Source organism: Psychrobacter glacincola (genome assembly GCF_965118485.1).
In the GTDB taxonomy this organism is placed as follows: Bacteria; Pseudomonadota; Gammaproteobacteria; order Pseudomonadales; family Moraxellaceae; genus Psychrobacter; species Psychrobacter glacincola_D.
Genome location: NZ_CBCPJH010000008.1, coordinates 59463 through 73633, shown reverse-complemented (window position 1 = coordinate 73633; position 14171 = coordinate 59463). Strand labels below are relative to the sequence as shown.

Below are 14171 nucleotides of genomic sequence, written 5' to 3'. Positions count from 1 at the left end.
ACTGATAATGTAACCCTACAAATTAATATAGCAATGACTGACACTCAATGATTTTTAAGTAATACTTTTTTGATAAACCAAGGATTTACCTATTTTATTATGACTGAATCTACTTCTAGCGCCAGCCCTTCACCCAAAACTTATCCTTGTCCAGAATGCGGCAAACAAACCACATGGCAAGATAATAAGTACAAGCCTTTTTGTAGCCATCATTGTAAGCTGATTGACCTAGGCGCTTGGGCAAATGAGGACTATACTTTGCCTGCAGAATCCTCACCATTTTCTGATGAGCTATAATCGCAAGCTTTAAGCACTTTATTATTTTATTTCTATTACTTTTTTATTTAAAGGATGCTGTACATGTCTGCTACTTATCTGATGCCCACTTATAATCGTCAACCTATCAGTTTTACTCGTGGCTCAGGAAGCTGGCTGTATACGCAAGATGAGACGCCTTATTTAGATGCATTAACTGGTATCGCGGTATGTGGTTTAGGGCATTGTCATCCACAAGTAACTGACGCCATTCAACAGCAAGCAGCAACGCTCGTTCATACCAGTAATTTATTTGGTATCGATTGGCAAGAGCGTGCTGGTGAAGCGTTATGTAATGCGGCGCAAATGGACGGTGTGTTTTTTGCCAATAGTGGTGCTGAAGCAAATGAGGCTGCATTAAAATTGGCACGTCTATACGCGTATCAGCAAGGTTTTAAGCGCCCAAAAGTCATTGTTATGGAGCAATCTTTCCATGGTCGTACCTTATTATCATTATCCGCAACTGCCAACCCTAAAGCGCGTGAAGGATTTTATACCTTAGATGATGATTTTATCCGTGTACCATTCGGTGATATTGCCGCCATTGAACAAGCCGCTCATGACCATGAGGATATTTGCGCGGTATTTGTAGAGCCGATTCAAGGTGAAGGTGGATTGAATACCGCCGCCAATGGTTTTAGTTATCTTGAGCAAATACAAACTGTATGTGACACGCATAACTGGCTGTTTATGCTGGATGAAGTACAAACAGGTAATGGGCGTACTGGTAAGTATTTTGCTTATCAGCATAGTAATGCCCGTCCTGATGTATTAACGACAGCGAAAGGCTTAGGTAATGGCTTTCCAGTAGGTGCATGTATGGTTCGCGGACGCGCTAATGGTTTGTTCGGTGCCGGTAGTCACGGCTCAACTTATGGTGGCACTCCATTAGCTAGCCGCGTGGTCCATAGCGTATATGAGGTATTAGCTAACAGCGACATCATGCAAAATGCTGTTACCGAGGGACAATTTATCCGTGATAGTCTGACAGATACTTTTGCTCAGCAAGGTGTCAGTAGCCGCGGTGCCGGAATGATGATTGGGATTGCCTTGCCTACAGACATGGATTGTAGCAAGTTGGTTGATCGCGCCCGTGATGAGCAAAAACTTATCATCAACGTCACTGGCGGTCATGTTATTCGTCTATTACCGCCGCTTAACATGAGCCGTGATGAAAGCTCGCAAGTGGTTGAGCGTTTGATTAATTTATTGAAACCCTCATTTTAGACGATGATTTAATTAAAGTTTAAAACGTAAAAAAGCCTATAGATAATCATTATCTATAGGCTTTTCCCTTGCTGCTAATAATTCATCTATCATGCTACTTAAATGAATTAAATACTAATTAGCATGGAAATACTTTTTTAATACCTCCAAGCAGCGTGTAATTTTTGCTGGCTGCTGCTCACGATTTAAGGTAACCGCATATAATACAAAGCTTGGCATCTGGTAGCCTGTCAAAACTTCGACCAAATTACCGGATTCCAGTTCTTTTTTGACATCCATTTCCATAATTCTCATCAATCCATGGCCTTCTTTTGCCAAAGTCATTGCCATAAAAACATTATTGGTATGGATACGTGAATTCATTTTAATACGTGTTTTTTTACCCGTCTCAGTCTGAGCAAGTTCAACCTGATTGGCATCTTTCATGATATCAATACAAATCAGCTGATGATCTGCTAAATCTTTCGGGGTTTCAATTTTTTTATTCTGACGTAAATATTGCGGTGAAGCCACTAATACTTGACGCACATCAGATAAGGGATGATTGCTCAACGTTGAATCATTGATATTAGGACTCATACGTATCGCAATATCGATACGCTCATCAATCATATCAATATAATTATTATCGGCAAAATAAGTAATACTAAGATCATCATGCGCTGACATCCACGTCGATAGCGCAGGCAAAATATGATGCACACCAAGCTCTGGCGTCGTTGCAATACGCAAACTACCGGCTAGCTCATCACGTAATTGATTAACCTTGATACGCCCTTGTTCCGCAGCACTTACCACATCTTTTGCGGCTTCATAGAAGCTTGCACCCGCTTCTGTTAGGCTTAGCTTACGGGTTGAACGATGTAATAACACCACACCGAGCTCGTTTTCTAACGAACGTATCTGTTGACTCACAGCACTAGTAGTAATACCCAGTTCACGAGCGGAACCACTAAAAGAGCCGTGTCCGACCACACTGGCAAACACGGCCATACCACGTAAATTATCTAACATATTCTCACCCGAACTATTTTATAGTTGTTAATATAACTTAACCATTATAGCGGATTATAAATAATTTTACAGTTTTTTAATCTGAATGTCATAATCATTCAAATCAAGTTTTTAATAAATAAAAACAACAATATCAATATCTTATAAATAAATTACCTTGGTATTATAATGTGTGCCATGAGTTTAATAACGGTCTGGTTTTTGTAAAAAATAAAATATAAAACTCATGATTGTTTAATATAACTGAACTTTTCCCATCCTACCTTCGCCACGATCGATTAAATACTGCATCACTGGCGTATTACTCAATTTTGACTCTGCTACTGTTTTCGCTTCGATTAAGCGTTTTTGTTGACGGCGTTCAGGTGTTTTATCATCCGCTTGCATAATACTGTTATCAATTTGTAGGCTAACAGTGGCATCAGGAAACTCTAGCAGCATCTTTGCTGCTAGCTGCTCGAATGTCGCCTGTAAATGCTTACTATCTACTGCGGTGACAAAAACCGATTGGCCATTACAACTGCCAGTCATCATACCTTGACGTGCAAGCGCTAATTCATCTTGCGCCAAATGCTCAGCCTCACGTGCCGTCTGTAGCCAATAATCCCATTTTTCCGGTGTCCACTCACCTACCAGCTCTTGAGGTGAACAACGCAAAAGGGTGCGTGGATCATCAATCTGAGTGGATAATTGAGAATCATTTACTTCAGACTCAACAACAGGTTCAGACTCAACAACAGGTTCAGACTCAACAACAGGTTCAGACTCAACAACAGGTTCAGACTCAACAACAGGTTCAGACTCAACAACAGGTTCAGACTCAACAACAGGTTCAGGCTCAACAATAGGTTCAGGCTCAACAACAGGTTCAGGCTCAACAATAGGTTCAGGGCTAATGTTATGAGCTAATAACTCTTCATTATTACTGTAATTATCATATTGACTTAATTCAGTATTATCGTAGCTTGAGCTGTATGACTCGACTTCGCTTCGAATTTGATAATCAGCATCATATTCTTGTGGCGACGGTACTAATTCTGATATTAATTCTGAAGCTGGCGCTGATACTACTGAGGACCCTAATACTGTATGCTCGACCGTCTTTAATGACGGTGTATTAGATTCAGTCGTAGAAGATGCTGGCTCTATAGCTATTATCTTACTATCAGGTACGTTCGCTAAAATCTCATCAACTGGTAAGGGACGAAAAGCCAAGAGACGTAAAATACACATCTCAAGTGCTTGCATCGGCGTGCTAGCTAGTTTAACGCCTTCACGCGCTTGTACCACGATTTCATAATAAAGCTGTAATACGTCAGGGCTCATCTGCTGGGCAAGTTTATTGATATTCTGCGCCTGTGCTTCATTTACATTAAGAGCAACCTCAGGCAACAGCTGCGTCAATGCCAGCTGGTGTAATAGCTCAGCGAGTCCATCAAACATACTGCTAGCATCGACCATTTGCGCGCGCATCTGTTCAATATGGGCAGCGACGGCAGGCTTATCATGATTATAGATATCTGTGATTAAGCTTACTAAGTCAGCTGCATCAATCAAGCCAAGCATCGCATTGACAGTCACATCATCAAGCGCACCTTGACCAAAGGCGATAGCCTGATCGGTCAACGATAAAGCATCACGTACCGAACCTTTTGCCGCACTGGCCAATTGCCAAAGTGCAGGCTGTGTATAGCCTACTTTCTCTTGAGTTAAGACATTGGCTAGATGCTCACTGAGTAAGCTTTGCGATAAAGGACGCAGTACAAACTGCAAGCAGCGCGAGATAATAGTAATCGGCAGCTTTTGAGGATCCGTCGTTGCTAATAAGAACTTAACATGCTCAGGCGGCTCTTCCAAGGTTTTAAGGAGCGCATTAAAGCTGTGGGTCGACAGCATATGTACTTCATCAATCAAGTATACTTTATAGCGACCTTGGCTTGGAGCATAAGGCACATTATCAAGTAGCTCGCGCGTATCTTCAACTTTGGTACGAGAAGCAGCATCAATTTCAATCAGATCAATAAAACGCCCTTGATCAATTGCCACACAATTATCACAAACACCGCACGGAGTACTGGTAATACCCGTATCACAGTTTAAGCATTTAGATAAAATACGGGCGATGGTGGTTTTTCCGACGCCGCGCGTACCGGTAAATAGATAAGCATGATGCAGACGATTATAATCAATTGCATTAATCAGCGCCTGTGAGACATGTGATTGCCCAATCAACTCGTGAAAGTTTTTCGGCCGATATTTACGGGCTAAAACTTGATATTGCTGCGTCATAATGAATGCCAATGTGAGTCGTAAAATATAAATAAAGCATCAAATCAGCGATTTATATTAAGACTGGGTTATATCTGAGCTCTCAGCTCTGACAGTTGCTCGTACAAACGTTGTGTATTTACATCCATAAGCGTTCCGTTCTGATGGAAGGCATCAAGATGTACTTCGGTATTCACGCTATCTTCACAAGGCCTAACGTCTATACCAATTAAAAATAAATCCTGCATAACTGGCTGCTGCATTTGGGTATTGAGCTCGAACAGCAACTCTTGGTTAGATGCCCGAACCTTGTCCGCACTTAATGGACTGTTATCATCTTGTGCATAAAACACCAATAAATAATGGCGACCAAAAACATTATAAGAATGCTCGTGACGAACATAGCCTGCCCAACGTGATTCTTGATCAATGGTTCTATGATCTAGTATTTTTTCTACTAGACAAGCATAGGTGTACATAGACTCATCGACTAAAATATCAACCTGCTCTTTTGGTAGCGGTGTACCTGCTTCATAACAACTTTTGATTAAACTATTAAAAAGCTTGTACCACATTCGAGTATTCTTTTGAATCTCGACTATTATTGCTGCCGCAAACTCAGTTTGTTTAGGCTCTGCGGCTTTTAGCAAACGCGGCTCAATTCTTTCTATCAACTCGTGATGCACCAATTGCTCTTGCACCTTAATAGCCCTTTGATGAAAATCTGGCGATTGTAAAAATTGTGCGAGCAAAGTCGATTCATCTTCAAATGTTGCAAACCTAGTCAACTGACGGCGATGAAAATCTAAAAAAGCAGTCAGGTCACTGGGCGTCACTAATTGCTTTAATATCTCAGTAAAGTTCTGATAACTAAATACTTGCAACACGCTTTGCTCATCGTCCAAATCCAACACACAATCTTCAGCAAAAAACTGACTACCATATTCATAACCAACGGCATAGGATGGTGAGTTTGACTGCTGATTGTCCTGATGTTGCACTGAAAGTGAGGTTAAGCCAATGAAATACACCGCTTTATCAGAACCAGTTTCATGTTTCTCAGCGATTGCTCTATCATTTTTAAGGTAAAGCTGCGCATGCTGTTTGATAATTTGGTTGACAACCTCTTTTCTCCAAGTGCGAACCTGAGTACTATCAACGTCTTGCCTATTTGCCTGCATCATCACATCGTTGACAATGAGGTAGACGGTAGCATTAGAAAACTCAAAGACAAAATCATAACCCTGAAAATATTCAGAATCATTGATTTTGTCTTTTTGCAAATCATATAAAGACAGAAAGGTCTGCTGAATCATCTGCTGCCAAATCGTTGGCCATTCTTGCTGAGCATCCATAATATCCCTATCCATTGAGTACTCATAAAACCACATGAGTCTATTCCATAAAAGGCTAAAATAGCCTTCTTATGTTCAGTTTAATACCAGATGGAATTTATGGCAAGTATACAAGCTTTAGCTCTCAAGCTTGCGGCGCATGTGCGGGAATAAAATTACATCACGAATGCTAGCAGAATCTGTTAACAGCATCACTAAGCGATCGATACCGATGCCTTCACCAGCTGTCGGTGGCAAACCATAAGACAACGCTTCGATATACTCTTCATCAAAATGCATCGCTTCATCATCGCCAGCGTCTTTTTCAGCAACTTGGCCATGAAAACGCTCAGCCTGATCAGCAGGATCATTGAGCTCACTAAAACCATTGGCCAATTCGCGACCACCGATAAATAGCTCGAAACGATCAGTAATCTCAGGATTGTCATCGCTACGGCGTGCAAGTGGTGAGGTTTCAGCTGGATATTCTGTGATAAAGGTTGGCTGACGTAATTGGTGCTCAGCAGTTTCTTCAAAGATAATGGTCTGCAATTTACCCACACCAAAGACATCTTTTACTTGCTGCTTTAACGTTTTCGATGCGTACTCTGCAAGATACTCGCGATCATTGATATGAGCCATATCGAAGTTTTCTGCATATTTAGCAATCGCATCAGACATAGACAGACGTATAAATGGCGCTTTTAGACTGATGGCTTCTTCTTGATAAGTAATCTCAGTCGTTCCCAAGATATCTGTCGCCAATTCGTTAAATAAGCGCTCAGTCAAATCCATCAAATCATGATAATCTGCATAAGCCTGATAAAACTCAATCATGGTAAATTCAGGGTTATGGCGGGTTGAAACCCCTTCATTACGGAAGCTGCGATTAATCTCAAATACTTTCTCAAAGCCCCCAACGACTAAACGTTTAAGATAAAGCTCAGGAGCGATACGCAAATATAACGGCATATCGAGCGCATTATGATGGGTCACAAACGGACGCGCCACCGCACCACCTGGGATAGGATGCATCATGGGCGTTTCAACTTCCATAAAACGCTCATTTAACATAAATTTGCGGATACTGCTGACTACCTGACTCCGCACCACAAAGGTATCACGGGTCGTCTCATTGGTCATCAAATCGAGATGGCGGTTGCGATAACGGGCTTCTACATCTGCTAAGCCATGAAATTTATTTGGCATAGGTCGTAGAGCTTTGGTTAATAATTCAAACTCTTCAATATGTACGTACAAATCGCCTTTGCCCGAGCGACCAATATAACCTGATACACCAACGATATCGCCCAAATCTAACGATTTGATAGTGGCTAAAGTTTCTTCACTAAGCTCTTTACGTGCCACGTATAATTGAATACGACCTGTCATATCTTGAATAACAATAAACGCACCACGGTTGAGCATGACACGACCGGCGACATTGACCTGTGTTTTTTCACCCTTAGCGTCATTATCGGCAATTTCTTGTTTTGAGATACCCTCAAAAGCTGTTTGCAAATCTTGGGCATAATCAGTGCGTTTAAACTGGTTAGGATACGGCTGTTTGCCAGATGCTTTGATATCGTCAAGCTTAGCTTGAAGTTGCGCAATCAGCTCATTGGCATCTTCTGGGGTTTGCTCTTGATTATTTTGCTGATTATGATTATTAGGCTTTGACATGACACTCTCAAAATTATTAGATAATTAATGGAATAAACGAAAACTATAAAGGTAAAATAAAAAATTTAAAATCAGATAGCTAAATATTTAATTTATTTATGGTTAGTATTAAACACAAACAACACGATCAGTCGACACAGATAGCAGGCTGGGCCACACCTTTTTCAATGGTTTGATAACAGCCAAAACCGCTGCTGTCACTAGCGCATTGGCCAGACTGGTTTTTAGCACCATTCTCAATGAACTCACCGGTGTTTTTGCACTTGCCTTGGCAGTCTTTGCTGTCTTGGCAGGTTTTTCCTGCGTCTGGATAAGACAACACACATTGATAACAGCCAAGCATACCTTGCTGCGAAAAGGCTCCACCTTTTTTCGTGCAAGCTTGTACCATCTCAGCAAGAGGATAAACACAGTCTCGATAAGAAAGCGGGTCACTTTTATTATTTGCTACAGTGCTACTAGTCTGCTCTGGCTCCACTACTGGCATTGATGAGGGTGTAACGCTACAAGCAGCTAGCCAAAACGTCATCAACATCGCAACCATAACCATTGCGATTTTGCTAAACGGTATTATTAGCGCTGACTTAATTGTCATATGCATAGCGTACGCCTCTTATTTTATGGGCTTATGAATCTGTTATTAAGCACCACCAATACTGGCCATCAAGTCAGCTTGGTGCTCACGTAACAATGCATCAAGGATTTCATCCAAGTCACCTTCCATAATCGAATCAAGCTTATATAGAGTCAGGTTGATACGGTGGTCGGTCATACGCCCTTGTGGGAAATTATATGTACGGATACGCTCTGAACGATCACCACTCCCGACCAAGTCACGACGGATAGAGTCTGCGACATCGACCTGCGCTTGTACTTTGGCTTGCTGGATTTTAGAAACCAGCATCTTCATCGCATGGGCACGGTTTTTGTGCTGACTACGTTCTTGTTGACACTCTACCACGGTACCAGTCGGAATATGTGTCAAACGTACTGCCGAATCGGTGGTGTTAACGTGCTGACCACCCGCGCCACTTGAGCGAAAAGTATCCATTTTGATATCAGCAGGATTGATATCAACCGTATCGTCAATTTCAACTTCTGGCATCACAGCCACGGTACAGGCTGAGGTATGAACACGACCTTGGCTTTCGGTTTCAGGCACGCGCTGTACGCGGTGAGCGCCCGATTCAAACTTTAGCCGACCATAAACGCTATTACCCGATACCCGAGTGATGATTTCTTTATACCCGCCATGCTCACCCTCATTGGCTGACAAAATATCAACCGTCCAACCTTGAGTTTGTGCATATTTTTGGTACATGCGGAACAAATCACCAGAGAAAATTGCTGCTTCATCACCGCCTGTTCCAGCTCGAATTTCCAAAAAAGCGGGCACTTTATCATTAGGATCTTTTGGCAGCATCATGACATTGAGCGCTTCTTCCATCTCGATGATGGTATCACGAGCATTATCAATCTCTTCTTGCATCATCTCTTTCATGTCAGGATCTGAGGCTTCTTTTAGCATAACTTCTGCATCAGCTTGATCGGTTTCTGCACGCACATAGTTCTGCCATAAAGTAGTGATATCCATCAAATCGCTGTGTTCAACGGACAATTCACGGAACTTATTATTATCACTGATGACACTCGGGTCTGATAATAAGGCGGTAACCTCTTCATAACGGTCTACCATCTGGTCTAAACGTAGGCGTAAGGATTCTTTCATAAAAGGACTTTTAATTGAATAATTAGAATAAGACCGTGATTATAGCAAATTTTTGCGCTTAAATTAAAACCTCTCAGTAATCTTGCCAAGATATAGACAAAATTTTCTGCTGCTGCCGCAATATTCATGTTTTTTTAGATAATTTGACTACAGAACAATCGCTAGTTAAATTTTAAATAAAAAATAGCCAAGAATATTCTTGGCTATTTTGATGACAATTAAAACTTAAGATTAATAACTAAACCTTACGAACCAATACCGATCCAATAGAGTAACCGGCGCCAAATGAGCAAATCACACCCAAATCACCGGATGCTAGCTCATCTTTATATCGATGGAAGACAATCATCGGACTCGCTGAGCTGGTATTAGCAAATTCAGCAATCACACTCGGTACAATCGCTTTATCTGCTTCTTTACCAATGACCGTACGCAAGATCAAGTCCAGCATATTGGCATTGGCTTGATGTAGCCACATCATTTTTACATCAGAGGTTGGGATATTATTTTCTTGTAAATGCTCAGTGATAACCTCTGACACTTTTGGACAAACTTCACGGAATACTTTACGACCATTTTGTAAAAATAGCTTGGGAGTTACAGGCTCTTTGATGTCAGGATACATCTCTGTTTGCGCTGCTAAATACTCTGATCGATCCATAAACCCATATTCATTAGTAATATTGGTCGAAAATTGAGTAAATAGTTTAGAGTTTAGAATCTCATAGCCTTTTGGCGTGTCGAGATTTTCTACGATACAAGCAGTGGCAGCATCACCAAAAATAAAGTGGCTGTCGCGGTTACGCCAGTTAAGATGCGCTGAAGTAATCTCAACGTTGACCACAGCGACGCGCTTGGCAAGACCTGAGACGATAGAACCATGCGCTTGTGATAGACCAAAAGTGGCGGCACTACAAGCCACGTTCATATCATAAGCAAAGCCGCCAACCATACCAATTGCATTTTGAATTTCGATGGCAACGGCAGGGTAAGTGCGCTGAAAGCTTGAGCAGGCAAGAATAATACCGTCCAAGTCATTGGCTTCAAGACCAGCATCAGCCAAAGCATCTTGCAATGCGGCGGTACCCATTTCTGCCATGATAGACAGCTCTTCGCCTAAGTTACGATAAGCGATAACAGGTGCCATGATGTCAGGGTTTAAGATACCCTCTTTTTCCATCACATAGCGTGATTTGATACCGGATACTTTTTCGATAAATTCTGCTGATGAAGGCTGAAGTGCCGTAACCGTTCCTGCTTCAATGTCAGCTGCGTGCTCTGTATTATAATTATCAACATACTGATTAAAAGACTCTACTAGCTCTTCATTACTGATGCTAAAAGGCGGGATATATAGGCCAGTGCCTGTGATACAAGTCGTCATGATACGCTTCCTTGTCTACTACTATGGTGCTTGAAATAAGCATAAGGTGAAGTAAAACAACAGTCGTCTAATTTTGGGTGAATGACTGTAAACTTAAAATAAGTGCCTTTATTATGCCTGAATATTATTATTTTTCTAATGCTTTGTTACAAATAATCAGCTTCTTGACGAGAATGGATAAAGATTGGTCTTATTTTATAACAGCTGCGCTATAATCAGCAGCATTTACTGGCATTAGTAGGCTGTTTTATTTGTATACACTACTGCTACGTCATACGTCGGTTTTTTAAGCAATCATTAATAAATATCGAATATCTTGTCTATTTTGGAATCTCAATGATGGAACTTTTGAATGGGTTATTTGGTCAATATGCTGACTATCCAAGCTTATTTATTGCTTTAGAGCTAATTGCGGTTATTTTTGGGGTAGCAAGCGTCATGCTCGCCAGCAAGACCAATATTCTGGTGTTCCCTATTGGCTTGGTCAGCACCGCCATATTTGTCTACCTATTGTGGAAATGGCAATTATTTGGTGATATGTTTATCAATGCTTATTATACTATTATGAGTATTTATGGCTGGATCAATTGGTCAAAGAATAAAGAGCAAGCCAAGCAACAAGATCATATCAATCCGAACGCTCAGCAGAATAATCAAAACCAAGGTCACATTGATAGCATTATCCATAACCTGATTGAAGTAGAGCATCTAAATAAAAAAGACGTACCAATATTGGCGTTATTAGCCACAGTGACCACAGCTTTTGTGGCACTGATTTATTACTTTAGACCAGTCATTAACAACCAATTCAGCTTTGAAGGCACTGAGCTTGGTGTGCATTTATTTACTTGGGTCGACTATACGGACATGTTAACTACTGCGCTGTTCTTAATGGCAATGTGGCTGATGGCACGGCGTAAGATTGAGCATTGGCTACTATGGATTGTTGCTGATGCTATCTCAGTACCGCTCTACTTTTATAAAGGTCTCACCTTTACGTCACTACAATACGTAGTCTTCACTCTTATCGCAATTTGGGCTTATTATGAATGGCAACGACGTTACCGCGTTCAATCTCACCCAGCATACGCCTAAATCTGTCATCAAGGTCGCCGTTTTAGGGGCAGAAAGTACGGGTAAGACCACTTTATGCCGTGACTTGGCTGTCCATTTTGGCTGTCCTTGGGTGCCAGAGTATATGCGTACTTACTTGCAAGCCAAATGGGATAATGAGCAACTAACCTGTACATGGGATGATTTACTACCGATTGCGCAAGGTCAGATTGAGTTAGAAAACAAACTCGCTGAGCAAGCCACTCAAACGCGAGATAATAGCCATTATTTGTTTTGTGATACCAGTTTGTTTGAGTTAATGGTCTATTCTAACTGGTATTACGGCGATTGCCCTGACGCGTTAACGAAAGCTGCATTAACACATCATTATGACTTGATATTACTAACCGACATTGATACCCCGTGGGTCGCTGACGACTTACGTGATAGCCCGCATCAGCGTGAAGAAATCAGTGCTTATTTTGCTCATCAGTTGACGATTCATAATAAAGCGTTTCACATAGTCTCTGGTAGTAGAGGAGTGCGCGTTGTTGAAGTGGCTGAATTGATATTGAATTTGAGTTTAGATTAATTTTTTACTTAGGCTATTTTTAATCAATTATTGAGTAATTATATGAAATATAAAATATTAACTCTGGTTACTAGTGTTTTTTTACTGAGTTCTTGTGCTAGTACTCCTAAAATAAATACTCAAAGTGTTATGGATTGTACTGGTCTAGGAGTTATAGAAGTAAATGGTTTTGATAAAAATAGCCATCTATTTAATAAGAATGATCCCTATTATATTAAAAGATATGCTCCTCATACGGCATTTGAAGAAGTTAAAGTAATCGGCTGTACCAATGTATCAAGTGGAGAAAGGTTGGTAAGGCTATATACGCCAACTTACAGACAAGATATAAAATATGGCTCTTATTACCACAACCAAAGCCAGCAACAAATATTTCAGTTATTTATCAGCTCAACCGCTTCATCTCATTCAACGACCCAGCAAGGCTACCAAACGTTTAACCAAAGAATTGCTGCATTAAAATCTCAGTCTTCGACCGTACCAAAAGACCAGCCAGATTGGTATGTTGATATCGAAAAATCCTCTAACCAACCTATTTTGGTCTCTAACGCTAGAGATAGCGCCATGCTTGGCTTGATGGCCAATAGAACCATAGCACTGACTAAAGATGACGTTTTAGAAATTAACACCTTGATGACTGAATATTGGGAGCAATAATATGCAAAAACTATTACCGTTACTTTTACTTCCATTGCCGCTACTACTGACCTCTTGTATGTCAGATGCAGGCATCAAAGCGTCTTACCTTATGAATAAACAGCAGTCCACTCATACCTCTGTTGCCTTTGGTAAATTAAAAGTAAATGAAGAACTATCAGGAAGTTATAAAGCTTTTTTAGGGGAATATAAAGTCGAGGAATCTTGGGACAATAATGTCTTTCATATAGACAGAGTAGTTATTGAAGAGAAAAATAATAAACTCATTGTCTTTTCTTACCCTAAAGGATGGGAAATACCCAATCAGAAAACTGAATTCACAGGCTGTCAAGTTATCAATAATATCGGACACTCAGACTATGGCTTTAATAATACAGAACAAACGCTTATATGCTTAAGCACTACTGGTAATGTCTTTAAAGGTTATAGTTCTATGCAAGTAGTAAAGACGACCGACAACACCATCGGCAAAGTCAAAAGATCAGGAGCGATTTTGAATGCTTTGATGTCAGAGTATGACGTGAATATCAAGACGCCTTATGCCATAGAATTGAATCTTTGGGACGAGAGCCAACCTGTATTAGCAGTTAAAAAGGAGAAGTAGTGCTATCGTCTCCATGTTAAGAAAAGTTGGTAGCACTGTCACTTTCCTCCATCCAATGCTGTGCAGCATATCAATGATATTAATACTGACTGTTATTTCCTTCTCTTTTAATCCTCCTAGGAATTATTTTTGAAAGTCACCCTTTATACTCTCATTGCGTTAATAGCGTTTGCGGCAAACTCTCTGCTTTGTAGGATGGCATTAGCAGAAGGTTACATAGACGCTTTGAGTTTCACGATCGTTCGCCTATCAAGCGCTGCTATCTGCTTGGCTATAATCGTGGCGTCACAGTCCTATTACTTACGACATCG

At 40.8% G+C, this 14171-nt stretch carries 13 protein-coding genes; 6 read left to right on the top strand and 7 right to left on the bottom strand.

Annotated features, from left to right (window positions below; translation table 11 throughout):
* Nucleotides 1-99 precede the first annotated feature (99 nt).
* Both ACMHKH_RS04440 and ACMHKH_RS04435 read left to right on the top strand, forming a co-directional pair.
* Nucleotides 100-297 carry a DNA gyrase inhibitor YacG gene (locus ACMHKH_RS04440; RefSeq protein ID WP_413519457.1) on the top strand — a complete coding sequence of 66 codons (198 nt, stop codon included), beginning with the start codon at nucleotides 100-102 and terminating at the stop codon, nucleotides 295-297.
* A gap of 63 nt (nucleotides 298-360) precedes the next feature.
* Entirely contained in the window at nucleotides 361-1542 is a 1182-nt protein-coding gene (locus tag ACMHKH_RS04435) for an aspartate aminotransferase family protein (protein WP_413519456.1), read from the top strand.
* Nucleotides 1543-1656: 114 nt separating this feature from the next.
* On the opposite strand, the gene ACMHKH_RS04430 is transcribed toward ACMHKH_RS04435, so the two are convergent.
* From ACMHKH_RS04430 to ACMHKH_RS04400, 7 genes are all read right to left on the bottom strand, one after another.
* Entirely contained in the window at nucleotides 1657-2556 is a 900-nt protein-coding gene (locus tag ACMHKH_RS04430) for a LysR family transcriptional regulator (protein ID WP_413519455.1), read from the bottom strand.
* Nucleotides 2557-2790: 234 nt separating this feature from the next.
* Nucleotides 2791-4845 (bottom strand): DNA polymerase III subunit gamma/tau, encoded by a 2055-nt coding sequence (gene dnaX, locus ACMHKH_RS04425; protein WP_413519454.1) that lies wholly within the window; start codon nucleotides 4843-4845, stop codon nucleotides 2791-2793.
* A 68-nt stretch (nucleotides 4846-4913) separates the two neighbouring features.
* Nucleotides 4914-6194, bottom strand: coding sequence for a hypothetical protein (locus tag ACMHKH_RS04420; RefSeq protein ID WP_413519453.1), 1281 nt, complete (start codon nucleotides 6192-6194; stop codon nucleotides 4914-4916).
* Between the two features lie 102 nt (nucleotides 6195-6296).
* A complete protein-coding gene (gene lysS / locus ACMHKH_RS04415) occupies nucleotides 6297-7841 on the bottom strand; it encodes a lysine--tRNA ligase (protein ID WP_413519452.1) in 1545 nt (514 codons plus the stop codon).
* Nucleotides 7842-7968: 127 nt separating this feature from the next.
* On the bottom strand, nucleotides 7969-8442 hold the full coding sequence (locus tag ACMHKH_RS04410; RefSeq protein WP_413519451.1) for a hypothetical protein: 474 nt from the start codon (nucleotides 8440-8442) through the stop codon (nucleotides 7969-7971).
* 39 nt (nucleotides 8443-8481) lie between these two features.
* A complete protein-coding gene (prfA, locus tag ACMHKH_RS04405) occupies nucleotides 8482-9570 on the bottom strand; it encodes a peptide chain release factor 1 (protein ID WP_413519450.1) in 1089 nt (362 codons plus the stop codon).
* A 238-nt stretch (nucleotides 9571-9808) separates the two neighbouring features.
* The gene (locus ACMHKH_RS04400; protein WP_413519449.1) at nucleotides 9809-10954 is read right to left on the bottom strand and encodes a beta-ketoacyl-ACP synthase III; all 1146 of its coding nucleotides are present in this window, start codon (nucleotides 10952-10954) and stop codon (nucleotides 9809-9811) included.
* 336 nt (nucleotides 10955-11290) lie between these two features.
* Here ACMHKH_RS04400 and pnuC point away from each other — a divergent pair, with 336 nt between their 5' ends.
* From pnuC to ACMHKH_RS04380, 4 genes are read left to right on the top strand one after another with little or no spacing between them, the layout of a single operon-like run.
* On the top strand, nucleotides 11291-12049 hold the full coding sequence (gene pnuC / locus ACMHKH_RS04395) for a nicotinamide riboside transporter PnuC (RefSeq protein ID WP_413519448.1): 759 nt from the start codon (nucleotides 11291-11293) through the stop codon (nucleotides 12047-12049).
* Nucleotides 12000-12599: an AAA family ATPase gene (locus ACMHKH_RS04390; RefSeq protein WP_413519447.1), complete on the top strand. Its 600-nt coding sequence runs from the start codon at nucleotides 12000-12002 to the stop codon at nucleotides 12597-12599. The genes pnuC and ACMHKH_RS04390 overlap by 50 nt, the downstream gene beginning before the upstream one ends.
* Before the next feature lie 42 nt (nucleotides 12600-12641).
* Complete coding sequence (locus ACMHKH_RS04385; protein WP_413519446.1) at nucleotides 12642-13256, top strand: hypothetical protein; 615 nt, start codon at nucleotides 12642-12644, stop codon at nucleotides 13254-13256.
* 1 nt (nucleotide 13257) lies between these two features.
* Nucleotides 13258-13860 (top strand): hypothetical protein, encoded by a 603-nt coding sequence (locus tag ACMHKH_RS04380; RefSeq protein ID WP_413519445.1) that lies wholly within the window; start codon nucleotides 13258-13260, stop codon nucleotides 13858-13860.
* Nucleotides 13861-14171: the final 311 nt, after the last annotated feature.